Origin of the sequence: Streptosporangium oxazolinicum (genome assembly GCF_039537505.1) — a bacterium.
In the GTDB taxonomy this organism is placed as follows: Bacteria; Actinomycetota; Actinomycetes; order Streptosporangiales; family Streptosporangiaceae; genus Streptosporangium; species Streptosporangium oxazolinicum.
On record NZ_BAABAQ010000001.1, the window covers coordinates 342,059 to 365,089 of the forward strand.

Below are 23,031 nucleotides of genomic sequence, written 5' to 3' on the forward strand. Positions count from 1 at the left end.
ACCGGGAAGAGGTGGAGATTTGGCGAAGGGGTATCGGTGCTGCCGATCGGAGAGATGCTGCGGGTGCTGGACGTGCTGGACGCCGCCGGGTGTGAAGTCTGGGTGGCCGGCGGCTGGGGAATCGACGTCCTGGTGGGGCGGGTCACCAGGGAGCACCACGACCTCGACCTGCTCCACCGTGCGGAGCGGGAACCAGAGGTGATCACTACGCTGGAGTCGCTCGGGTACGCCAAGCGGCCCGGTGCGGTGCCGGGGCGGCCCGCCAGGTTCGTCATGGCCGACGGCCGAGGGCACGAGCTCGACCTGCACCCCCTGCACTTCGCGGAGGACGGCTCGGCCATGCAGCACCTGGACGACCGCGGAGGTGCGTTCTCCTACCCGGCCGCGTCCTTCGTCACGGGCACGATCGAGGGCGTGCGGGTGCGCTGCCTGTCCGCCGACCGCCAGATCGCCTTCCACCAGGGCTACGAGCCCAGGGAGCGCGACCTGCGGGACATGGCGCACCTGCGCGAGGCGTTCGGTGTCACCACGCACTTCTAGTCGCAGAACGCGCGCCCTCGCGTCGCACTTCTAGTCGCAGAACGCGCGCCCCCGCATCCCTCCGATGCGGTGCGGGTACGAGTGTGGCGTGGTCGCCGCCAATGCGGTCACCGTTCAGCTCGAACCGACGCCGCGGTCCTCGCGCCGCATGTCCCCGCCGCCGGGAATGCCCGCGCCGAGGCCGTAACGCAGGAGCACCGCGCCCTTGGACGAGGTGACAGGCGGTTCGAGGAGCTCCAGGTTGGCAGGCACCGCGCCGCCGTCGAACACCTTCTTGCCGACGCCGAGTACGATGGGGAAGAGCCACAGGTCGAGCCGGTCGAAGAGGCGCTCGCGCAGGAGGGTCTGCACCAGGTTCAGGCTTCCGATCACGTGGACGTGCTCGTGCTTGTCACGCAGCTCGCGCACGGCGCCCACCAGGTCGGGTCCCAGCCGCGTCGAGCCCGCCCAGTCCAGGTCCGGGTTGCCTCGCGAGGCGACGTACTTCGGGATGCTGTTGAACAGCGTGGCGATCCCGCCGTCGACGCTGTCGACCTGGTTCGGCCAGAACGCGGCGAAGATGTCGTAGGTCCTGCGGCCCAGGAGCAGGGCGTCCATGCCCTCCATCCCGGCACCGACCTGCCGGCCGACCGTCTCGTCGAACAAAGGCGCCTGCCATCCCCCGAACGGAAAACCCTCAGGGTCCTCCTCCGGATCACCCGGCGCCTGGCCAACCAGGTCGAGCGTCGCGAACAGGTCGATATGGATCATGCCCATGATGTCCTCCTCGTGTTCCGGCTTGTGTTCCGGCACGGACTCAGAGCGGCGTACGACACGAGCTCGTCGAACGATCACCGAGGATCTGACCGGGCGATCGACACGCACCTGACGCATGAGCTCGTCGGCTGTCCTGTGCCAACCCATTGAGACCGAGCATGCGGCTACCCGGGGTCGAGCCCCGTACCCACGCGTCGCTGGGCGCATCCGTGTACGTGCCGAAACATCTCACCCATCAGGACGAGTCTGCCATAACACGGTATGCGCGCCGTGAGAAGTGTGGTTTCCGGATTCCCCTGACGACAACGAAGCGGTAACGACCACGAACGTCACCACACGCACTCCACCGTCGGCGGGGTCAGCTGTTGGCGAGTTGCCGCGACGGCCAGATCACCGCTCGGCGGATGACCGCCCTACCGCGTTCCGCGCGTCGACGGTCGCGAGCACCGAATCGACCAGCGCCGCGACGGACCGTCCGTCACCCGCGTCGATACGATCCAGGCCCAACCTGTCGATGACATCGATCATGAGGGTCTGGTAGCGCTTCGTGCGGGCCAGGAACTTGTCCACCAGGTGCCGTTCTTCGTCCCCCGCCGCCTCGTAGTGACCGGCCGCGTGCACCCGGGCGCGTATCACCGCCTCGTCCGCCGTAAGCCACACAGCGGCCGTACGCGGGACCCCCAACCTCGCGACGCGGACGGGCAGAAGCGCCGATCCCTCCAGGACCAGGCCCGTCCTGACACCGCCCTCGGCCGCGCGGGTTGTGATCAGCTCCTCGACGCGGGGCCACAGCCGTTCGTAGTGGCCGAGAACGGACGTGATCAGCTCGTCAACCGTGAGTGACCCGTAATGCTTGACGACGTGCGCCGGCACCTCCCGCTCCGGGACTCTCCAGGGCCGCCCGGGATGCCGTGCAAGCCCGTCCGTCGACAACCACTCGAACCCGAGCTTCTCCGCCACTGCTTGGGCGACGGTCGACTTCCCGACGTTCGACGTCCCGCCGATCAGTACCACCCGCACATTCCGCACGCCGATGACCCTTTGCATATTCGGTCTCCTGGACGAATCCAAAACCAGGTGCGGGGATATGGCACTCCTGGCCGGTCTTTCGCTGTTCAGTATGCGCTCTGGCCTTGATCCCGGTGATTTCCCGGGTGACGGTTCGGGACACGACGGATCGGTTCGCCGTCGGTGTGGATGGCGGTGTGGATGTCGTCGCCGGTCACGCCGAGAATCCTGCGGACGCGTCGTACCCGGCTCTCTGCCGCACGCCGTCCGGGTGGGCGGCGTGGGCGCCGCTCCGGCGCGCCCGGCCGTCGGCGGCTCACCCTTCTCGATGCACAGCGTCACCCCGAATTTAGTATTCAGAACTTCTCCGTATGACATCGCTTGATAATGCATATTATTTCTCGATGATTACAGTGATGTCGGTTATTCTTGTGGCGCTTTTACTCAGCTGTGTTGGGTTCGCGGCGCGATCAGCCCCCAACGGCCGCCACGCACCCGTACGCCGACGTCACCTGGCCTGGGGAGCGGCTCTGTCGATGGCCGGCACCGCGGTGATGGCGCTCACCGCGTGGTCCACGCACGAAGACCAGCACTATGACGACTTCGGATCGGCCATGACCACCCTGGCGGCCACGATGGGTGGTGCACTGCTCCTCTACGGCCTGAGCCCGTTCGTCCCGTGGTCGCTGGGAATCCTCGGGCGATACGCCGTGCGACTGCCGCCGCCGATCCGGCTCGCGGCTCGTGACGTGACCGGCCATCGTGTCTGGACGGCCCCCGCGATCGCGATGACGATGAGCGCGACAGCCCTCGCGATCACAGTAACGATCATCGCGGTCGCCACGACGGCACAGAGCAGGGCGGAATACTACCCACAGGTCCGGCCTGGCGCCCTTCTGGTGCACGGCTTCTGGGCGGAGGGGGCGGCGACCGTACGCGCGGCCATCCAGCATGAGGTGCCCGGCGTACCCATCACGCAGAGCGAGCGTCAGCCCGAGGGTGAAGGATACTTCGGACTGGATGTCGACAACGTGCGCCTGCCGGACCTGGAGAGCGTCGCTCCGGCCGGTCTCATCGGTGACCACGCGCTGCTCCGCTATCTCACGGGAGACCTGACGACGCCCTACGACGAGGGCAGGGCCGTAGTGGTCACGGCCAAGGAGGGCGACGTCAGTACGGTGACGATCCACTACGACCACGACTACTCCAGGAACGACGAATCGCTGTTGACCAAGACCATTCCCGCGGTCGCCGTCAAGCCCACCGACCCTCTCGTGGAGGAGATCTTCCTCCCGGCGAAGGTCGTGCGAGATCTCGGCTACCGCCTGGAGCCGGAGAAACTGATCATCGACCCCTCCGTCCATCGAACCTCGGCGATCGAGCAGGAGCGGCTCGCCGTCCGGCTGGGTGACAGTGCGATCACGTACGTCGAGCGGGGATTCCAGATTCCGACCGAATGGATGATCTTCGTCGCGGTGGCGGTCTCCGTCGCCCTCGGCGGCGCGTTGGCCGTGACCGGCCGGGCCGTCTGCCCCCGGTCGAGACGCGTACTGCTACGGGTCGGCGGCGGCTCGACCGCGACCCTGCGACTGTTCGCCGCGTCCCGTGCGGGACTCGGCGCGGCCTGCGGCACGACCATGGGCGCGGCCGCCGGGTGTGTCCTCGGCCTGCTCCTGGTGTGGCCGATGACGGCCTCGATCGAATGGGAACCGATGCCACGGGTGGCCTTCGACACCCCGTGGTCATCGATAGCCGCCCTGGTCATCGGCCTGCCCATTCTCGCCGCGGCTGTCGCCGGTCTCGCCCCGCCCGGCATGACCGTCCGGTCGGCGCCGCCGGACAGACCACGGGCGCGGTAGGACACGCACGCCTACCGCACCGACGGAAACCTCCCAAGCCGGCAGCGCGGGTCCGATTCCGGCACCCTCTTCACGGCCAAAGATCACTCGGCGAGCGCGTTCTCACCTGTGCCACTCGAGAAGAACCGGCCATGTTCAGAGTTGTGATCCGTGTCAAGTTCGACGGGCTGAGCGCCACCGTCCTCGCGGCGGGCGGCGCCGCGGTCATCGCGGTGTGGCGGGCCGGTGCGAAACCGGCCCGCCACGAGTCAGCGAGGAGGAGCAATCCCGCACCTGCGGGGAGCGGGATGGGTCACTCCGCGGCCGGGACGGCCTGCTCAGCGGTCGGAGCGGCCTGTTCGGTGGTCGGGACGGCCTGCTCCGCCGTCGGGGCGGCCTGCTCCGTGGTCGGAGTGGTCTGCTCCGCCGTCAGGGCGGCCTGGCGGATCCGCTCGATCTGCGCCTGGGTGACGTTGAGGGTGCCGAATTCCTTGACCGCCTGGTAGTAGGTCCAGGCGAGGCCGTTACAGGTACCCCTGGGGATGGTGGAATATCCCGCGCAGACCTGCTTCATGTCGAAGTAGAACGCGTCGTCGATACGCGGCTTGTTCGCCGGGAACTGGCTTACCGCCTTGTAGTTGCGGTAGCCGAAGTCGTGACGGCGGCACGGCATTCTGAAGTCGAAACCGAGTGGCTGGTCGGGGCTGGTCGAACACAGGTCGGTCGACCAGTCGAAGTTGTAGTCCGCCCAGCTCCCCTGGTTCTGCCAGGCGGAAACCCAGCTGGCGGCGCTGGCTGCTGTAGGCTGGCTGAAACTGGAAAGTGCAGCGAGTTTTTGCTGAAGTGTCACCGCGTAGGCGGGCAGGGTTAATCCGAGTAATGCGACGAGGGAGAGGGCGACCGTTGCGAGGGTACGCTTCACCATGGACTCTGCCTTTGGCTGGGGGGTGTCTCTCACGGCAGGAATCTGCCACGGCCTAACAATGAAACGAAATAACCTGGAACACCGGAACAGATCTTCGTGAAGATCGGTGTGGATATTCGTTAACGAAAGCTCTTTACAACATTTACGGCGTCAGGTAATGGCGAGTCTCGATAGGTCGGGTCATGGGTGGGTGTGGGCGCTCCACTCGCGGTGCCTCCGGATGGTCGGCTCGGCGCCAGGATGGGGCTGTCGCGATCGCCGACGTCTCGCGGGCGCCGATCGGCGTGACGCCGGGCCACACACCGACCAGCCGGACCCACACGGACCGATCGGGCCCATGCCGATCAATCAGACCCACGTCGGCCAATTGGGCCCACGACGACCAGCCGGGCCCACGCCGATCAGCCGGTCAACACGCGACGCCAGTACCGGGTCCCGTTGGAACCGTGGACGGCCGGAGTCTCCGTGTGGTCCACGGCCGTCGGCGTGCCATGGGGCCGGAGCGAGGGCGCCTCCCGGCGACTCCCCGCGTACATGGTCTACATGGTCTATTGGGTCAGAGCGGTGGCGACCCGTCGGCGGAGTGGGGTCTCGTGGCCGGGGTCGGTGCGCAGCGTCACGGTCAGCCCGGTGCCGGCGGCGTCGGCCAGGACGGAGAGCAGGGTGGCGAGCTGTTCGAGGGGCTCGGCACCGAGTAGTTCCTCGGCGTGCTCCACGACCAGGGTGACGTTCCCGATGCGGGTCGCGTCGCGCAGGGAGTCGGCGAGCGCGTCCCAGTTGCGGCCGAAGTAATCGGGGAACCGCAGGACCCGCGCCACCTCCTCGAAGAAGGCGGCGCGGGTCCGACACGCGCGTCCGTCGACGACCGCGGGCGCCGGGCCGGTGGACACCGTCAGCCATGGCGGCAGCGGACGTACGGCGGATGTCATGGAAAGTCCTAGAGCCTGTAGAAGTCGGTGTAGTGGTTCGGCGAGAACCAGGTCACGCCGGTGCTGCGGTTGACGACGATCCGGTAGGCGTCACGGGCGGCACCCCGCGCCCGGGGGTAGACGTCGTACTCGTAGTAGGTGGCACCGCTGGGGAGCTGGCCCTCCCGGTTGTAGAAGCGTCCGCCTGTGTAGTTGTACTTACCACCCGACCAGGTGTACCAGCCGCTGCTGGTGGGGTAGCCCTTGGAGGCCCAGGTCGCGTCGGCCGAGCGCGCGTCGGCGCACCGGGAGATGGTGCAGGAGTTGAAGACCGACGCGCCGGCGGGGGTGATGCCGACCACGCCGGTCAGGGACACGATGGCGGCGAGGATGACGGCGAGCTGTGCCAGCCGGAAGGGCCGGGGGCGCTGGGAGGTGTGCACAAGGTCTCCTTGCGAGTCGCGAAGGGGTGCGGGGGTGACGAACACCCGTCAGGATCACTGCCCGGCGGCTGTCAGGTAAAGGCAAAGATCGCCAAAGGTACGGTGAACTCTTGGCGGATCCGGCGACGGAGACCTTCGGCGGGATCGGAGAGGGCGCTCGTCATCCGGTCAGGCGGCGGGCGTGAGCCGCTCGGTGCTGTGCGGCGAGGCCCTCCCCCCGCACGGGCGAAGCCGCACAGGCGGAGCGCCGTACAGGCAGAGCGCCATACGAACGGAGCGCCTTACGGGCAGAGTCGTACAGGTCGTCGTAGACACCCCTCCGGGACGCGGTCGGCGCGCTGGCGGGTGCCGCACAGAGGCGATTTCTAACCTCCTGAGCTCGTTGTTCTTGGTTGCCCCGTTCCCCGTTCACATTGCGTTCAGCGCGGCCTTCGAGACTCCCAGGTTGGGACCAAGCTGCAGATGACCGAAAGGTTTTATTGTGAAGGACCAGAACATCGAAGACCCCGAGGGCTCGGCGATCTCGCGGCGCCGGTTGGTCAAGTACGCCGGCCTCGGGGCGACGCTGGTCGCCGCGAGCCCGCTGGCGACCGGCAACGCGGCCTGGGCGGAGGGTGACCCCGAGCGCTGGAGCGAGAACCGCGGTGACTCCCGCAACCGGGTGTGGCGCGCCGGTGACCACCACGTGCACTCGGAGTACAGCGGCGAGTTCGACACCTCGACGAACCCGCCGAAGTTCAGCAAGGGCGCCGACGCCGTGTACCCGATCGTCACCAACGCGATCATGGCGAAGTACTTCGGTCTCAGCTGGGCGATGTGCACCGACCACGGCGGGCCGACGCACTCGAAGGTGAACCTTGAGCAGGCGTACCCCGACCTTCTGCGCTCGCGCGTGCTCGTGCCCGAGGTCCTCCAGTTCTGGGGGATGGAGTTCGACGCCCCGGCGCTGGACCACCACACGCTGATGATCCCCCACCACGCCGACGAGGCGCGGCAGCTGTTCGAGCTGGAGAGCCGCTTCGCCAAGCACGACGCGTTCCCCGCCGACCCCGGTCGCGACACCGAGGCCAAGATGGTGGAGTTCCTCAAGACCGCGAAGGGCATGCGGCAGAAGCCGCTGGTGATCGCCCACCACGCCGCGCGGTCGGCGACCGGTCTCGGCGTCTACGGGCAGGACACCCCCCGGGAGTTCCGCAACGGCAACAACGCCGCGCCGGAGATCTACGTCGGCTTCGAGGGCGCTCCCGGCCACCAGGCGGGCCCGCTCAACGGTGGCGCACGCGGTGGGTACGGCAACCACCCGACCTACGGCGGCTTCGACCAGATGACGGCGCGCGTCGGCGGCCTCTGGGACTCGCTGCTCGGCGAGGGCCGGCGCTGGTGGATCACGGCGACCTCGGACTCGCACGTGCACTGGACGCGCGGCGGCTCCGACTTCTGGCCGGGCGAGTACAGCAAGACCCACGTGCTGGCCAGGCAGGACTACGCCGACATCATGGACGGCCTCCGCAACGGGCGGATCTGGGTCGGCACCGGCGACCTGATCACCAGCCTCGACGTCACGGCGAGCACCCAGGGCCGCTCGGCCACCACGGGTGAGACGCTCACCGTGAGCCGCCGCAACCGCACCGATGTCGACATCGAGATCAGGTTCCGGCCGCTGGAGGGCAAGAACGCCAACGGCGACCACCCGGAGGTCCGGCGCGTCGACCTGATCACCGGCCAGGTCACCGGCCCGAGCAGCAACCTCGACGCCGACACCAACCCCACCACGAAGGTCGTGGCCCGGTTCGGCCCGCGCGACTGGCGCAGGTCGGGACGCGAGTACGTCATCCGCCACACCCTGCGCAACGTGGAAGGCGACTTCTACGCCCGCGTACGTGGCACGAGCACCGACGAGGCCGAGCCGCTCGCCGACGGCAAGGAGAGCCCGTGGGAAGACCTGTGGTTCTACTCGAACCCGGTCTTCGTCCAGTACCGCTAGTTCCCCGACGGCGGCCTCCCCGGTGCGTCATCGCATGTGACCGGATCGAGTCCGGTGGATCCGCCCCTCGCCCCTCCCGCGGAGCAGACCTGACGGGAGGGACGGGGGTCCCGCGCCGTCACCGCCCCCTCGGATCTCGCGAGGCCCGGAAGACAGGGATCACCCGCTCCCGGTGATACACCGGGGCTTGCGCGTGAGACAGCCGGCCGCACCGTCGATCAACCGTCCGGCCCGTCCCGGGCCAACCGCAGCCGACAGCTCCGGACAGAAGCATCGAGATCCGTGCGGTCCTCGCCGGTACGGCTTCTGAGCGGGTTGGGTCAGGCGTCGATGCGGTACGGCCGGTTGTGGCTTGCGAGTCGGCCGTCGCCGGACGGTCAGATTGTCTTGATCGCGCCGCCGTCGATCAGGTGGTCGGACCCGGCGACACTGCCCGCGAGTGGCGAGGACAGGTAGGCGACCAGCGCGGCCACCTCGGCGGGTTCGACGAACCGGCCGGTCGTCATGCCCATCTGCTCGGGCAGCAGCCGGAGCAGATCCTCGTGCGGCACCCCTATCGACCTGGCGAGCTCCGCCCCGTACCCCGCCGGGTCCTCCCACAGCGAGGTTCGCACCGGTCCCGGTGAGATCGTGTTGACCCGCACGCCCCGAGGGCCGAACTCCTCGTTCAACGCCTTCCCGAACGCCGTCAGCGCCGCCTTCGCGGTCGTGTAGGTGACCGGTCCCGCGCTTGGCTGCCGGGCGCCGTTGGAGGAGATGTTCACGATCGCGCCACCTCGCTCGACCAGGCTGGGAAGCGCGGCCCGGGTGACGCGCACCGCGCTGAGGAAGTTCAGGTCGTAGGCCGCCAGCCACTGCTCGTCGCCGAAGCCGAGGAATCCGCCGGTCTGTCCCTCTCCCCCGTCGCCACCGCCGACGTTGTTGACCAGTACGTCGACGCCGCCCAGCTCGGCGAGCGCCCGCCCGACCAGCGCGGCGGTCCCCTGGGCGGTGGCCAGGTCGGCGGTCACGACGAGCGCGCCCGTCTCCTTCAGCTCGGCGGTGAGCGTGCGGGCTCCGGCGACCACCCGCACCTTCTCCTCCGTCAGCGCCCGTACGACCGCCAGGCCGATTCCCCTGCTGGCCCCGGTCACCACCGCGGTCTTGCCGTCCAGTCCCAGATTCATGGCCGAACCCTCCCGTTCAGTCGCAACACTTGCGATGCATTGACGCTATAAGTTGCAACACTCATGTTGCAAGTCCTTCTCGAAAAGGGACACTGGTGTAACCTTCAACGGTGAACAAGATGCGCTCGGACACGGAACGGACCGTGCGGACGATCCTGGAGGCGGCCGAACGCGTCCTCAGCCGGAACCCGGCCGCCAGCATGGAACAGGTCGCCGAGGCCGCCGGGGTCGCCCGCACGACCGTGCACCGCCGCTTCGCCTCACGCGAAGCGCTCGTCGACGCCATGACCGCCTGGGCCACGCGCCGGTTCGCCGAGGCCGTCGAGTCGGCCTACACGACCACCGCCCCGCCCCTGGTCACGCTCCACCAAGTGACGGCGAACGTACTCCGCGTCAAGATCGACTGGGGGTACGCGATGAGCCGGACCGCATCGGCCACCCCCGAGGTCGCGCGCGTACACGCCGAGGTCCGGGACCGGTGTGACGAGATGTTCCGCAGGGCGCGCGACGCGGGCCTGCTCCGCGCGGACGCCGACCTCGGCTGGGCCCGCCGTGTCTACTACGCCCTCATCCACGAGGCGGCGACGGAACAGGACGGAGAACAGGACGCCGACATCCTGGCCACCCGCCTCGTCGACACCCTGCTGCACGGCTTCGGCAAGCGATAGCCGCCCGTACGCGGTCCTGACGAATTCCGCGAATCGGGCGCGTTGTTCGGTAGCGTCCGGGTGGTCGTCTCAGTCCGCGCGTGAGCCGCCGGGCGAGCGCGGCACACGGAGGAAGGGAATCGGCCATGCCGGGAAGAACCTCGTACGAGCCGGGGACGTTCTGCTGGGCGGACCTCAACGCGCCCGATCCGGACGCCGCCACGGCCTTCTACACCGGCCTGTTCGGCTGGCACGCGCACATCGACCCCGATCCGCTGGTCGCGGGCCACATCACGCTGACCCTGGACGGTGACCTGAGCCGTCCGGTGGCCGCGCTGATGCCGATGATCGCCGGAGCGCCGCCCGGGACACCGGCCTTCTGGACGAGCTACGTCAGCGTCGCCGACGTCGACACCGTCGCCGAGATCGCGCGGGGCGCGGGCGGCCGGGTGTTCATGGGACCGGCGGACACCGGGGAACTCGGCCGCTTCGCGCTGCTGTTCGACCCGCAGGGCGCGATCGTCGGGCTCTGGCAGGCCAGGGACTTCCACGGCGCCGGTGTCGTCGGCGAGCCGGGCGCGTACTGCTGGAGCGAGCTGGCCGTACGCGACGTCGAGGGCGCCGGGGCGTTCTACGGAACGATGCTCGGCTGGGAGGGTGACACCCACACGTCCGGCCCCGCCACCTACACCGAGTGGCGCACACCGGGCGGCACGCCCGTCGGCTGGATGACCCAGCTGGACGAGCGATGGGCCGCCGAGATCCCGCCCCGCTGGACGGTCACCTTCACGGTGTCCGACTGCGACGCCACCGCCGCGCGTGCCACCGAGCTGGGCGGCACGGTGACGGCGGCGCCCCGTGACATCCCGGCCGGGCGGGTCGCCCTGCTGAACGACCCCCAGGGCGGGCGCTTCTCGGTCATCCACCCGAACCGCTGACCGGATACCGGCCGAACGGCTGGCCCGATCCCGGCCGTTCGTCGGGGACCGGGTCCGGTGGTCGAGGACCAAGGCCCGGTGGTGGAGGACCGGAGCCCGCCGATCGAGAATCGGCCCCTGGCGGCCCGGGACCTGACCTCACGATCGATCGAGGGGCGGGCCCGCCGGGCTCGAGGAGGTCGGCGATCCTCGGGAAGGCTGCCGTACGCCCGTGGCGAGCATGGTCGTCACGGGCGTACGGCGGCTCCTGTCAGGTGAGGAGGCCGTCCCCGATCCAGCCGTTGGGTGAGCAGCCCGGCGGGATGGCGAAGACGGCCGAACCGATCGGGGTCGTCCACTCGTTCAGCAGGTCGGCCTCGGCCAGCCTGCGCTGGATCGGGACGAACTGCCGGGAGACGTCGGCCTGGTAGGAGGCGAACAGTATCCCGGAGTCGGCGTGCCCCTCCGGGGTGAGCCCCTCGTCGTAGTTGTAGACCCTGCGCAGGATTCGCAGGTTCGGGTCGGTGACATGGGCCCGGCGGATGTGGGCCTGTTCGGAGATGACGGGGAAGCCGATCGCGTTGAGCTTCTCGAAATCGGCACCGTCATGCTCGTCGCGTCCGGTGAGCGGGGCGCCGTTGTCCAGGCGCCGGCCCACGGTGAACTCCTTGGCGACCCGGTCGACGGCGTCCCAGGTCTCCATCTCCGCCCGGATGCGCCGTAGCACCAGCGTGGTGCCACCGCGCAACCACTCCGGGCCGTCGCTCACCCACACGGCCCGGTCGAAGTCAGGGGAACCGGGTGCGGGGTTGACGGTCCCGTCGAGCTGGCCCATGACGTTGCGCTGGGTCAGCCCGGCGGGGTGGGTGCCCGCGCCGCGCCGGAAGCCCCGCTGGGTCCAGCGGACCCTCGCGAAGGAGCGGGCGTCCTTGACGACCATGCGAAGGGCGTGGGCCAGGGTGAGGGCGTCGTCGGCGCAGATCTGCAGCAGCAGGTCCCCGCCGCTCCACTCCTTCCTGAGCCTGTCGATCCCGAAGGCGGGCAGCGGCGCCGCCGCCTCCGGACGGCGGCCGGTCAGCCCGGCCGCCGTGAAGAAGCCGGGACCGAAGCCGAAGGTCACGGTCAGCCGGGCGGGCAGGACGGCCAGTTCCGGCTCGGTGTCGGCCAGGGCGGGCCTGCCCTGGGTCAACCGTCTGGCGTCGTCGGTGAGCAGCCGCATCATCCGGACCAGCGCCTCGCGGTCGGTGTCCGGCAGCAGGTCCAGGCCGACGAACACCCCGTACGTCTGGGGCGCCGTCGCGATACCCGCTTGATGGATGCCATCAAAGGGCTCCGTTGCGGACCCGCCGGAACCACTGGGTCCTCCGGCTGGAGCGGTCCGGGAATCCGCCCGGGGGGCGACTGAGGGGACAGCCTGGTCGGGGGCGCACGCGACGAGGGCTCCGGCCGCGGTGGCGGCGCCTCCGGCGAGCAGTCCCCTGCGGCTGAGTCGGGGTTCCCGCATGGGTTCTTCTCCGTTTCCCGCTCAGCCGTCGCTCTCGCCCGGGTCGCCGTGGCCGTCTCCCGTGTCCATACCGGGCTGGTAGTCCTCCTTGCCTCCGGCGAAGTCCTTGCCGACCGCGGTGAACTCCACGGTCTTGCCGTCCTTGAGGGTGAGGGTGAAGGGGATCTGCGCGCCGGGCTTCACCGCTTCGGTGACGCCCATCAGCATGATGTGGTCACCGCCGGGCTGGAGCCGGTGGGTGCCCCCCGCGGGAATCACGATCCCGCCCTCCTTGGGCCGCATGATCATTTTTCCCTTGGAGTCGACGACCTCGTGCAACTCGACCTTGGGTGACAGCGGCGAGGCGCCGGAGACGACCGTCACCTCGGCGCCGGTGTTGTTGACCAGGATGCCGAAGGCGGCGCTCATCCCCTTCTTCGCGGTCTTCACCCACGGATCGGTGATCGTCAATGCCGAGGCGACGGCGGCGGTGGAGGGGGTCGCGGCGGGTGCGGCGGTACTCGGGGCGGCGGCCGGTGCCGTGGTGCCCTGGGAGCCACATCCGCCCAGGACCACCACGGCCGCGATCAGGATTCCGGCCCGGGTGTTTCCGGTACGGAGGATTCCGGCGCGGGTGTTTCCGGCATGGGTGATAGGACGAGCAGACACGTTGAAGCCTTTCTTCTGGCCGGACCGGCAGGGCCGCGGACGAACGCCGCCTCGATATCGCCATGCCGGACACGCGGCCGGGATTGTCACGCTGTTTTTGTCCGCCGAGCAGCCGGAAGGCCACATCGGCGCGGGCTCGCGCGTACGTACGCGCGGGCGCGGAAACAGGTCGGACCCCCGGGTGACCTGGGCGGTCAGCCGGAGGTGACGGTGACGATCCGGGGAGGGCCGCGCCTGCTGACGACGTGGCGCAGCACGGCGGAGCGAAGGGCTCCAGGCTCGATCGCGCCCGCGGTGAGGAAGGACGTGTACGCCGGGATCACGACCACGACGAGCACGCGACACAGCCGGACACCGAGCCGTCGCAGCAGCGCCCACAGCACCGCCTCGCCGCGCGCCAGCCACAGCGCGGTCAGCCCGACGGCCCAGCCGTGCGCCGCCAGCATGCCCAGACCGGGCAGCAGCCCCGAGTGGACATGCCCGATCATCTCGGCGGGGGAGGCGGCGTGCGCGAGGGAGAACAGCACGTGCGACCCGGCCTGCACGCTCGCCAGCAGCGGCAGGATCACCACCAGCGTCCGTTCGCGCCCCGACACGGCGAGGGCCGCGACGAAGGCGAGGACCAGGGCGACGGTCGCGGTCGGCACGGAGACCGAGCCTCCCGCGAGGACGTGTGCCATCACGCTCAGCCCCAGGCAGACCGCGGCGAAGGCGGCCGCGCGGGCGAGGCGGAAGGGCAACGTCGCGGGCATGATGGGAAAATCATCCCACGCCACCCCGGCGATGCGAAGTTCGAGGTCCGCGGGGCGATTCGCGCCCTCACCGCCACCGCGCGCCGGGGTCGTCCCACCCGCCGCGGCTCGCGACCGGCTCGGCCCGCCCCGGCTCGGACCTCAGTTCGAAGCGGTTCAGAGCGGTTCAGAGCGGCTCGGAGTGGCGGGAAGCCCCGGAAGCAGCGAGGCGGTCCCGGTCCCGGTCCCGGAAAAATCTTGAAAGAAATCCCGCCGCCGTGTCGAATCGGCCCGTTCCCGTTCGAAGCCTGTTCAGAGGGCCGGGAGGAACACGGAAACACGGAACACGGAAACCGGCCGGGACACGTGAGGAGAGGGCCATGGCCCAGCAGATGACGAGAACCGCGAACACGGCGACCCGCGATCCTCGGGCGCGCGTCACCAGGTCGCTCCTGGGCTACGGCGTCGTCGCCGGGCCGGTGTACGTCGCGGTGTCCCTCGCTCAGGCGCTGACCCGGGAGGGCTTCGACCTCAGCCGCCACGCGTGGAGCATGCTCGCCAACGGCGGCCCCGGCTGGATCCAGATCGCCAACCTCGTCGTCGCCGGGCTGGCGAGCGTCGCCTGCGCGGTCGGTCTGCGCCGGTCCCTGGCCCCGGGGAACGGCGCGACCTGGGCTCCCCGGCTCGTCGGCGCGTACGGGGTGAGCCTGGTCGGTGCGGGGATCTTCCGGGCGGACCCGGGGATGGGCTTCCCCGCCGGGACGCCCGAGGGGCCGGGACCGGTCAGCTGGCACGGGGTGCTCCACTTCGCCTGCGGCGCCGTCGGCTTCCTGTGCGTGATCGTCGCCTGTTTCGTCGTCGGCCGCCGGTTCGCCGGGGAAGGCCGTACGGGATGGGCCGTCTTCTCACGGCTCACCGGCGCGCTGTTCCTGGTGACCTTCGCCGCCATGGCGAGCGGCGGGGGCGCCGTCTGGGCCAACCTGGCCTTCGTCGCCGGAATCGTGATCATCTGGGCCTGGCTCTCGGCCCTGTCGCTCCACCTCTATCGGCGCACCGCGCCCTGGCGCGCCTGACCCGGCCCGCGACCAGACCGTTCAAAAAAACAAGATCAAGGAGAGATCCGATGCGATACATGGTCACCCTCAAGGTCATAAACCAGCCCGCCACCCCGCCTCCCGCCGAGCTGATGGACGCGATCACCAAGCTCGGCGAGGAGGCCACCGGGGCGGGCGCGCTGCTCGACAACGGCGGGCTGGCCCCGAGCGCCCAGGGCGCGCGGATCACGCTCACCGGGGGCAGGCTGAGCGTCACGGACGGCCCGTTCGCCGAGGCGAAGGAGCTGATCAGCTATGCCGTCTACCAGGTCCGGTCCAAGGAGGAGGTCATGGAGTGGACCTCCCGCTTCATGAAGCTCCACCGCGACCACTGGGAGGGGTGGGAGGGCGAGGCCGACATCCACCGCGTCTTCGGCCCCGAGGACTTCGCCGCACCCGAGTGAAACCGAGTGAAACCGCCGCCGTCGCCCCGGCCGAACCCCCGCGAGGACACCGGCCGGGGCCCCGCGTTGTCCTGGCGGAGGACACCGCGTCGTCCTGGCGGGGGACGAGGTGGTTGGATCGGGGGGCATGACGGTTGGGGATCCTCGCCGGGTCGTCGAGGCGGTCTGGCGGATCGAGTCCGCGAGGGTGATCGCGGGGCTCGCCCGGATGGTGCACGACGTCGGCCTGGCCGAGGAGCTGGCGCAGGACTCCCTGGTCATCGCGCTGGAGCAGTGGCCCAGGACCGGCGTACCGGACAACCCGGGCGCCTGGCTCATGCTCACCGCCAAGCATCGGGCGATCGACCTGCTGCGCCGCAGGAACCGGTACGAACGAAAGCTCGAAGAGGTCGGCCGGGACATGGAGATCCGCCGGGAGGCGGTCGAGGCCGAACTGGACGACACCCTCGACGATCACATCGGCGACGACGTGCTACGCCTCCTCTTCACGGCCTGCCACCCCGTACTGTCCACGGAAGGGCGCCTGGCGCTCACCCTCCGGCTGCTCGGCGGCCTGACGACGGAGGAGATCGCGCGCGCCTTCCTGGTGCCCGAGCCGACCGTCGGGCAGCGGATCTTCCGGGCCAAGCGCACCCTCACCGAGAAACGGGTCCGGATCGAGATGCCCACCCCGGCCGAGCTGGGTGAGCGGCTCTCGTCGGTCCTGGAGGTCGTCTACCTCGTCTTCAACGAGGGCTACTCCGCGACCGCCGGTGACGACTGGATGCGCCCCTCCCTCTGCGAGGAGGCGCTGCGCCTGGGCCGGATCCTGGCGGGTCTCATGCCGGGGGAGTCCGAGGTGCACGGCCTCGTCGCCCTGATGGAGATCCAGGCGTCCCGCACACGCGCCAGGACGGGACCCGGCGGCGAGCCCGTCCTGCTCCTCGACCAGGACCGGGGTCTGTGGGATCGGCTGCTCGTCCGTCGCGGGCTGGAGTCGCTCGCCCGCGCCGAGGCGCTCGGCACGCTGGGCCCGTACGGCCTGCAGGCCGCGATCGCCGCCTGCCACGCCCGCGCGCCGTCCGCCGGCGACACGGACTGGGAGCGGATTGCCGCCCTCTACCGGGTGCTCGCCCACGTCGCCCCCTCGCCCGTGGTGGAGCTGAACCGCGCGGTCGCGGTGGGCATGGCGTACGGCCCGGAGCGTGGCCTGGAGATCGTGGACGGGCTGGTGACGGAGCGCGCGCTCAGGAACTATCCGCTGCTGGCCGCCGTACGGGGTGATCTGCTCGTGAAGCTGGGCCGCCTCGACGAGGCGCGCGAGGAGTTCGAACGGGCCGCCGGGCTCACCCGCAACGAACGCGAGCGGACCCTCTTCCTCGCCCGCGCGACCACGGCGGGCGGCTGACGGACGTGGGCGACCGCCGCCCTCACCGGTCATCGCCGCCCCGCCGACCGGCGCGCGTTTCAGGGCACGGCGTTTCAGGGCGCGGCGTGCTCGTACCGGTCCGTGCGGGCCTGGCCGGGTGAGGTGGCCGGGGCCTCGGCCCCGGGGCCGGGCAGCACGTCGACGTCGGTGGCGCGCATCGGCCGGTCGCACACCGCGCAGCGCAGTTCGACGTGGCTGATCTCGCCGCAGGCGTGGTGGCGGTAGAGCACCGGCGGACCGGCCTCGCCCGCGGTCCACCGGTCGCCCCAGCGCACCATCACCAGGAGCAGGTCACACAGCTCCAGGCCCTTGGCGGTGAGTGTGTACTCGTGGCGGGGCGGGCGGCTCGAATACTCCTGCCGCTCCAGTACGCCGTTCTCGACCAGCCACTTGAGCCGCTCGGTGAGCACCTTGCGGGAGATGTCCAGGTTCTGCTGGATCTGGTCGAAGCGGCTGATCCCGACGTAGACGTTCCGCAGGATCAGTGGCGACCACGGCTCGCCGATGACATCCAGCGTGCGGGCGATCGAGCAGGCCATGTCGCCGAATCGGGTTCGCTGCATGAGGGCAGTCTAGCGAGAGGGTTCCCTTAGGGAACGGTCGCCTGCTAGCGTCTCCCCGTCAGTTCCTTGAAGGAACCAACAGGAGATGAGCCCCATGACGAGAGGTCCCGCGATGACCGAGACGACGCCCGTCGCCGAACTCCTGTTCAGCAAGGACGACGCGACACCGATCAGCACGGACGAGGCGACGCTCAAAGAGTGGGACGAGGCGCGGGCGTGCCTGGAGTCCACGCCGAAAGCCTGGATCTCGACGGTGTGGCCCGACGGCCGTGCGCACAGCATGCCCGTGTTGCTGGTGTGGGCCGAAGGCACCCCCTGGATCACCACCCGCCCGGGGTCCCGGAAGGCCAAGAACCTCGCCGCCAACCCCCACTGCGTCATCACCGTCGGCGGCGAGAGCCTCGACCTCGTGGTGGAGGGCAACGCCACCCGGGCGCGGGACGAGGACGAGCTCCGGCGGGTGGCCGCCGCCTTCAAGGCGAAGTACCGGTGGGAGCTCGCGGTGCGCGGCGGCTCCGTCTACGAGGACAAACTTCCCGGCTCACCCGAGTACGGCTTCTACCAGGTCACCCCCACGCGCGCCTTCGGCTACGGCCTGGACGGCCTGACGGCGACGCGCTGGCGGTTCGGGTGACCGGGGCCGACCGGCGTCACGCCCGTTCGCGCCCGACCGGCTCCCCGCCGGAGTAGTCCTTGAGCTCGATCGCGTCGTGCGGGCGCGCGTCCGTGCGCCTGAGCCCGGCCAGGGCGCGGATCACGCCGCAGGGAAGGCGCGCGAGCAGCCGGGTACCCCACAGGGTGGCCCACAGCTGGAACCGGCTGTCCGGCACGAGGGTCTTCGCCATACTTCGGCCCAGCCTCCAGCTGTGTCTCACGTACTCGCCCAGTTCGCTCTCGTACGCGCGGAAGGCCCGCTCGTGGTCGCCACCGGCCGCCGCCAGCTCTCCGGCGAGGATGTAGGCGCCGACCACCGCGAGGCTGGTGCCACCCCCGACCGCCGCGCCCGGCGAGTAACCCGCGTCGCCGACCAGGCTGATCCGGCCGCGCGACCAGGAGTCCATCCGGATCTGGGTGATCGAGTCGAAGTAGAAGGCGGAGCTCGCGTCCATCTCGTCGAGCAGCCTCGGCACCTCCCAGCCCGCCCCGGAGAACGCCTCCCGCAGCAGCCGCTTCTGGCGCGGGACGTCGCGGTGGTGGTAGTCCAGCTCCTCGCCGCGGAACAGGAGGATCGCCCGCGCCTCGTCCAGGTGCGCCGCGCTGTAGAACGCGGCCATCCTGCCCACGTCGCCGTACGCGAGCATCTCGGCGTCGAGGTCGCGGTAGTCGGGCAGGGAGAAGACCCCGAGGTAGGCGCCGACGAACTCGGCGAACCTCGGCTCCTCCCCGAAGGCCAGGCCGCGCACGTTGGAGTGGACGCCGTCGGCACCGATCACCAGGTCGAACCTGCGGGGCGCGCCCGTCTCGAAGGTGACGTCGATCCCTCCGGCGTCCTCCCGGAGGGACACGATCGAGTCGCCGAACACGTACTCCACACGATCGCGGGCCGCCCTGTGGAAGATCTCGCTCAGGTCGTCGCGCATCACCTCGACATGCCGATCGGAGAACGCGACGGCCAGGCGGTCGACGTCCACGCGCACGGGCCGCCCGCTCCCCGCGCCGACGAGGGTGAGGAGCCGGGTGCCCGTCCTCCTCTCCTCGATCGCGGGGAGCAGGCCCATCCGCTCCACGATCTTCACGGCCGGTCTGAACAGATCGACCGCGTGCCCGCCCGTCTTGCGCAGCGCCGGCGCCCGCTCGACCACGGTGACCTCGAAGCCGTGGTGGTCCAGCCAGTACGCCAGGACCGGCCCGGCGACGCTGGCCCCGGAGACGAGGATTCGCATGACTCTCCCTCCCTCTCAACCGTTTTACTTAACGGAAGGTAAGTCCTTTTGAACGCTACACACAAGTACTTACCTATCGTTAAGTCAGTCACCTTCGCCGTGCCGGTACCCTTGATCCGAAGCACGAGAACGCCCGCGCGTGCGGGAGTCCGGCGCGAGGACAGGAGAGAACAACAGGTGGCGAGGCCGTCCGACACCAAGGCACGCATCCAGGCGGTCGCGAGGGAACTGTTCGCCGAGAGGGGCGTGCAGCAGACGAGCCTGCGCGACATCGCCGACCGGCTCGGGATCACCAAACCCGCGCTCTACTACCACTTCACCTCGCGGGAGGACCTGCTCCGCAGCATCGTCCAGCCACTGATCGACGACGTCGACGCCTTCCTGGCCGACACCGAGGCGAACGCCCCGCAGAGCCCTCGCGATCTCCTCCAGGGCTACTTCGACATCACCTTCCGGCATCGGGAGGTGACGGTGATGGTGGTACGCGACCTGTCCACCCTGGCCCACCTCGACCTGGGGCCCCGCATGGGCCACTGGCGACGGCGGCTCATCACCCTGCTGCTCGGCCCGGATCCGGACCTGGCCGCCCGCGCTCGCGCGGTCGTGGCCATCGGCGGGCTCTCGGACTGCACCGTGGAGTTCGCCGACGTACCGGCCACGACGCTCGGCCCTCCGGCGGTGGCCGCCGCGCTGGCGGCGCTCGGCGCCGACCTGCCTGCGGCAGGGTGAGCCGCGCGGCAGGCGAACCCGCCGACGTGAGGGGGTGGCCTCTCCATCAGACGAACCTCGGCGAGGAGATCGGGGCCGCGACCGACATCCGAACGCGGCACGCGCCCGCGTCCCACACCGAGGACACCGGGAGCGGTGGAGGTCCCGGAGGGGCGGCACACTCCCGTACGGAACCTCACGTCTTCTCACGTCTCCGCCCGCGGCGGCGATCCGGGGCACGTGGGGCGGCCGGTTCGCACCCCGCCACCCGCCAGATGGGACGAAAACTCGCAAGTACACTGTAATTCCCCCGCCGAGGCGACCAGAGCTCCATAACTGGTAAGACGGGGGGAACGCCCGCCCTGTGAACTGCGGGTCTAAGGAGTCTTTCCATGCCACCCGAAGGTGTGAACACGCTCTCGATATCGGCCGACGTGCGCGGAAGCGCCATCGTGGTCCGGGTTGTCGGCGAGCTCGACTACGACTGCGCACCGATCTTCCGGAGGGAGCTCTCCCGGGCCTGGGACATGGGCACCGGCGCCCCGTCCGCCGAGCTTCCAGCGCCTTCCTCGCCCGGCTCTCCCCCCGGACTTCCGGCGCCCCCCTCGCTCGACTCGCCCCCCGAGTTCCCGGCGCCCCCCTCGCTCGGCCCATCACTCGATTTCCCGGTGTCCCCTGCGCTCGACTCGCCACCCGCGCTTCCGGGACTTTCCGCACCGCTACTCTCCGGCCCGTCACCGCTTCTCCCGGAGACGCCGTTTCTCTCGGACGTCTCGATGATCTCGGGAAACCCGTTGACCTCGGACATCCTGCCGACCTCGAGAAGCCCGCTCCCCCCGGGGCCGCCGTCGCCGCTGTCCCCCGAGCCCCCTTCGCCGTTCTTTCCCGGCAGCCCGCCTCCCCCCGCCCCGGGAAGTCCGCCGCCGCTCTTCCCCGATGGCCCCTCCCCTCTCTCCCCGGATAGACCGCCACCGGACAGGCCTACATCGGACGGAGCAGCATCGGACGGGCAGGCACCGATCTCCACGATGACTTCTCCGTCGCCCCGGACCCCCTCCCCCCCTGACGCGTCCCCGGCCGAGGCCGCACCCTGGCTCATCCTCGACCTGGAGGGGCTCACCTTCTGCGACTCCACCGGGCTCGCGGAGTTGCTGTGGATCCTGCGCAGGAGCCAGGAGACGCGAACCCGCCTGGTGGTGGCCGGAGCGAGCCGGACGTTGCGCCACATGATGGCCACCACCGGGCTCCTGGCCTACTTCGCGATGGCCGCCTCCGTGGAGGCCGCCCTTGTGGGGGAAACCCCCGCGGAGAAGAAGTTCAGGACGGTGGAAGGGCACTGACGCGCGGATGGACGACGGCCCCGCGAGACAGACTTCCGTAGAAGTCTGAGACGTATGTCGTTAAAACGCACTCATTCACCTGACAAGTGGGTCAATATCTTCTTACGGGAAAATCCACTATCCGGCGAAAGTGGGGGTCCCGATGCGGAGGATGTCGCCGCGGACGGCCGCGGAAGCACTACCCGAGAACCTTGACGGGCTGCCGGTCAAACCCGGGGAATTCCTCGCCCTCGTGTCCGTGGACTTCACCGGGACGTACCAGGTCTACCTGGCGGCCAAGGACGAGCGCATCAAGATGACCCGGCTGTCCATGAGCCTGCTCGCCGCCCCGTTCGCCGCCGCGGTCGCGCTGGCCAGCGCGAAGGTGGTCAGCCCGCAGATGCTGACCACCTGGCACAGCGTGCCCTGGCACCTGTTCGCGATGGTCGCCGCGTTCGGGCTGCTCAGCGTGCTGCCCTTCCTCCGGCTGATCGAGGCGGTCAACGCGCACATGAGGACCGCGCGGGCGCTCAACAATTTCCGCCTGCTCTACGCGGTCCATCTCAAGGACCAGTTCGCGGCCCTCGGCTGGACTCCCAACCTGCCGGTGGATCCCCGCTATCCGGAGACGTACGCGCCGATGGCCTGGCCGGGGATCAACGTGATGATGCTGGCCCTGGTCAACAGTTCCTACATCGCGGTCGGCGTGCTCGGGATGATCGGGGCGGCACCGGCCGTGGCCCTGCTCCTGGTGGTCATCGGCCTGCTCGCACTGGTCCACTATTTCGTCTACTACGTCCGCGCCAATGTCTCCCGGCAACGCCGGCTCCCACACAATCCCTTCCATTTCCCCAACGTGGAGACCTGAATGTCCGACCTCCTCAGATTCGCGTCTTGTGGGGAGACGTGGATCTGGCTGATGCGACACGTGACACACAACGGCGGGCCCGCCCTGGACGACCGCGGCCCGATCATCGAGGCACCGGCGGTGCTGTTCGAGGTCACCGGCCTGGCCTGGGACGATCCGGTCCTGAAATGCTACGGCGACGCCGGGAAGATCCCGCTGTACTCCAGCAAGTTCAGCGAGCGGTCGATCGTCCCGCCGTTCAAGTACAGCTACGGAGGGCGGCTCCGTCAGTTTCTCGGCGTCGACCAGCTCGGCTGGGTCGCCGACGTGCTGCGCGCTAAGCCGTACACCAAGAGCGGCTGGATCTCGCTGACCGCTCCCGGTGAGCCTCCCGACGCGGTGCCCTGCCTGACCAGCCTCGCCTTCAGGCTCCGTGCCGGGCGGCTGGTCATGACCGCCGCCTTCCGATCGCAGAACGTGTTCACGTCCTATCTGAACTACGTACCGCTGCGCGGCATCCAGAGCGAGGTGGCGGACGACCTCATGGTGGGCTGCGGATCGATGAGGATCTTCGTCGACGTACCGCACATCTACACCGCGGACGAGGCGACGGTCGGAGAGATCCTCCAGCTGTCGGAGCGCGACGGGCCCGGCGAGGGAGAGGCGGTACCGGGCCCCGATCATCGGATCTGCCCCATCCCCTGACCGTCCCCGGCGAGCCTCCCGACGCGGTGCCCTGCCTGACCAGCCTCGCCTTCAGGCTCCGCGCCGGGCGGCTGGTCATGACCGC

24 protein-coding genes are annotated in these 23,031 nt (G+C 69.7%); 13 read left to right on the top strand and 11 right to left on the bottom strand.

What is annotated here, in order from left to right:
• Window positions 1-36: 36 nt before the first annotated feature.
• Window positions 37-540, top strand: coding sequence for a nucleotidyltransferase domain-containing protein (locus tag ABD817_RS01625; protein WP_344914221.1), 504 nt, complete (start codon window positions 37-39; stop codon window positions 538-540).
• A 114-nt stretch (window positions 541-654) separates the two neighbouring features.
• On the opposite strand, the gene ABD817_RS01630 is transcribed toward ABD817_RS01625, so the two are convergent.
• Both ABD817_RS01630 and ABD817_RS01635 read right to left on the bottom strand, forming a co-directional pair.
• Window positions 655-1,296, bottom strand: a complete 642-nt coding sequence (locus ABD817_RS01630; protein WP_344914223.1) for a dihydrofolate reductase family protein — start codon at window positions 1,294-1,296, stop codon at window positions 655-657.
• Between the two features lie 390 nt (window positions 1,297-1,686).
• Window positions 1,687-2,343, bottom strand: a complete 657-nt coding sequence (locus ABD817_RS01635) for a hypothetical protein (protein WP_344914225.1) — start codon at window positions 2,341-2,343, stop codon at window positions 1,687-1,689.
• Between the two features lie 497 nt (window positions 2,344-2,840).
• Between ABD817_RS01635 and ABD817_RS01640 the strand changes: the two genes are divergently transcribed.
• Window positions 2,841-4,163: a hypothetical protein gene (locus tag ABD817_RS01640; RefSeq protein WP_344914227.1), complete on the top strand. Its 1,323-nt coding sequence runs from the start codon at window positions 2,841-2,843 to the stop codon at window positions 4,161-4,163.
• A gap of 292 nt (window positions 4,164-4,455) precedes the next feature.
• On the opposite strand, the gene ABD817_RS01645 is transcribed toward ABD817_RS01640, so the two are convergent.
• From ABD817_RS01645 to ABD817_RS01655, 3 genes are all read right to left on the bottom strand, one after another.
• Complete coding sequence (locus ABD817_RS01645; RefSeq protein ID WP_344914229.1) at window positions 4,456-5,067, bottom strand: phospholipase; 612 nt, start codon at window positions 5,065-5,067, stop codon at window positions 4,456-4,458.
• Between the two features lie 548 nt (window positions 5,068-5,615).
• Window positions 5,616-5,996, bottom strand: a complete 381-nt coding sequence (locus ABD817_RS01650) for a barstar family protein (protein ID WP_344914231.1) — start codon at window positions 5,994-5,996, stop codon at window positions 5,616-5,618.
• Window positions 5,997-6,004: 8 nt separating this feature from the next.
• Window positions 6,005-6,418 carry a ribonuclease domain-containing protein gene (locus ABD817_RS01655; protein WP_344914233.1) on the bottom strand — a complete coding sequence of 138 codons (414 nt, stop codon included), beginning with the start codon at window positions 6,416-6,418 and terminating at the stop codon, window positions 6,005-6,007.
• Between the two features lie 481 nt (window positions 6,419-6,899).
• Here ABD817_RS01655 and ABD817_RS01660 point away from each other — a divergent pair, with 481 nt between their 5' ends.
• Window positions 6,900-8,402, top strand: a complete 1,503-nt coding sequence (locus tag ABD817_RS01660) for a CehA/McbA family metallohydrolase domain-containing protein (protein WP_344914235.1) — start codon at window positions 6,900-6,902, stop codon at window positions 8,400-8,402.
• A gap of 377 nt (window positions 8,403-8,779) precedes the next feature.
• Here ABD817_RS01660 and ABD817_RS01665 read toward each other — a convergent pair whose 3' ends face one another.
• On the bottom strand, window positions 8,780-9,568 hold the full coding sequence (locus ABD817_RS01665) for an SDR family NAD(P)-dependent oxidoreductase (protein ID WP_344914237.1): 789 nt from the start codon (window positions 9,566-9,568) through the stop codon (window positions 8,780-8,782).
• A gap of 119 nt (window positions 9,569-9,687) precedes the next feature.
• On the opposite strand from ABD817_RS01665, the gene ABD817_RS01670 reads away from it, so the two are divergent.
• Both ABD817_RS01670 and ABD817_RS01675 read left to right on the top strand, forming a co-directional pair.
• Complete coding sequence (locus tag ABD817_RS01670; RefSeq protein WP_344915572.1) at window positions 9,688-10,236, top strand: TetR/AcrR family transcriptional regulator; 549 nt, start codon at window positions 9,688-9,690, stop codon at window positions 10,234-10,236.
• A 125-nt stretch (window positions 10,237-10,361) separates the two neighbouring features.
• On the top strand, window positions 10,362-11,153 hold the full coding sequence (locus ABD817_RS01675) for a VOC family protein (RefSeq protein WP_344914239.1): 792 nt from the start codon (window positions 10,362-10,364) through the stop codon (window positions 11,151-11,153).
• Between the two features lie 250 nt (window positions 11,154-11,403).
• Here the strand turns inward: ABD817_RS01675 and ABD817_RS01680 are convergent, their stop codons facing one another.
• The 3 genes from ABD817_RS01680 to ABD817_RS01690 all read right to left on the bottom strand — a co-directional run bounded on the left by ABD817_RS01680 (window position 11,404) and on the right by ABD817_RS01690 (window position 14,036).
• A complete protein-coding gene (locus ABD817_RS01680) occupies window positions 11,404-12,636 on the bottom strand; it encodes a Dyp-type peroxidase (RefSeq protein WP_344914241.1) in 1,233 nt (410 codons plus the stop codon).
• 21 nt (window positions 12,637-12,657) lie between these two features.
• Entirely contained in the window at window positions 12,658-13,284 is a 627-nt protein-coding gene (locus ABD817_RS01685; protein ID WP_344914243.1) for a copper chaperone PCu(A)C, read from the bottom strand.
• A gap of 194 nt (window positions 13,285-13,478) precedes the next feature.
• The gene (locus ABD817_RS01690) at window positions 13,479-14,036 is read right to left on the bottom strand and encodes an MFS transporter (protein WP_344914245.1); all 558 of its coding nucleotides are present in this window, start codon (window positions 14,034-14,036) and stop codon (window positions 13,479-13,481) included.
• A 359-nt stretch (window positions 14,037-14,395) separates the two neighbouring features.
• Between ABD817_RS01690 and ABD817_RS01695 the strand changes: the two genes are divergently transcribed.
• The 3 genes from ABD817_RS01695 (at window position 14,396) to ABD817_RS01705 (ending at window position 16,900) form a co-directional block, all read left to right on the top strand.
• Complete coding sequence (locus ABD817_RS01695; RefSeq protein ID WP_344914247.1) at window positions 14,396-15,088, top strand: DUF998 domain-containing protein; 693 nt, start codon at window positions 14,396-14,398, stop codon at window positions 15,086-15,088.
• Window positions 15,089-15,138: 50 nt separating this feature from the next.
• Window positions 15,139-15,513, top strand: coding sequence for a YciI family protein (locus ABD817_RS01700; protein ID WP_344914248.1), 375 nt, complete (start codon window positions 15,139-15,141; stop codon window positions 15,511-15,513).
• 127 nt (window positions 15,514-15,640) lie between these two features.
• Window positions 15,641-16,900 (top strand): RNA polymerase sigma factor, encoded by a 1,260-nt coding sequence (locus tag ABD817_RS01705; protein ID WP_344914250.1) that lies wholly within the window; start codon window positions 15,641-15,643, stop codon window positions 16,898-16,900.
• 74 nt (window positions 16,901-16,974) lie between these two features.
• On the opposite strand, the gene ABD817_RS01710 is transcribed toward ABD817_RS01705, so the two are convergent.
• Entirely contained in the window at window positions 16,975-17,484 is a 510-nt protein-coding gene (locus tag ABD817_RS01710; RefSeq protein ID WP_344914252.1) for a winged helix-turn-helix transcriptional regulator, read from the bottom strand.
• A 94-nt stretch (window positions 17,485-17,578) separates the two neighbouring features.
• Between ABD817_RS01710 and ABD817_RS01715 the strand changes: the two genes are divergently transcribed.
• Window positions 17,579-18,118, top strand: a complete 540-nt coding sequence (locus tag ABD817_RS01715; RefSeq protein ID WP_344914254.1) for a pyridoxamine 5'-phosphate oxidase family protein — start codon at window positions 17,579-17,581, stop codon at window positions 18,116-18,118.
• A gap of 16 nt (window positions 18,119-18,134) precedes the next feature.
• Here the strand turns inward: ABD817_RS01715 and ABD817_RS01720 are convergent, their stop codons facing one another.
• A complete protein-coding gene (locus ABD817_RS01720) occupies window positions 18,135-19,367 on the bottom strand; it encodes an FAD-dependent monooxygenase (protein WP_344914255.1) in 1,233 nt (410 codons plus the stop codon).
• A 177-nt stretch (window positions 19,368-19,544) separates the two neighbouring features.
• Here ABD817_RS01720 and ABD817_RS01725 point away from each other — a divergent pair, with 177 nt between their 5' ends.
• From ABD817_RS01725 to ABD817_RS01740, 4 genes are all read left to right on the top strand, one after another.
• Complete coding sequence (locus tag ABD817_RS01725) at window positions 19,545-20,096, top strand: TetR/AcrR family transcriptional regulator (protein WP_344914257.1); 552 nt, start codon at window positions 19,545-19,547, stop codon at window positions 20,094-20,096.
• A gap of 1,007 nt (window positions 20,097-21,103) precedes the next feature.
• Window positions 21,104-21,415 (top strand): STAS domain-containing protein, encoded by a 312-nt coding sequence (locus ABD817_RS01730; protein WP_344914259.1) that lies wholly within the window; start codon window positions 21,104-21,106, stop codon window positions 21,413-21,415.
• 151 nt (window positions 21,416-21,566) lie between these two features.
• Entirely contained in the window at window positions 21,567-22,262 is a 696-nt protein-coding gene (locus ABD817_RS01735; protein ID WP_344914261.1) for a hypothetical protein, read from the top strand.
• A 51-nt stretch (window positions 22,263-22,313) separates the two neighbouring features.
• Window positions 22,314-22,946 carry a thymidylate synthase family protein gene (locus ABD817_RS01740; RefSeq protein ID WP_344914263.1) on the top strand — a complete coding sequence of 211 codons (633 nt, stop codon included), beginning with the start codon at window positions 22,314-22,316 and terminating at the stop codon, window positions 22,944-22,946.
• Window positions 22,947-23,031 lie beyond the last annotated feature (85 nt).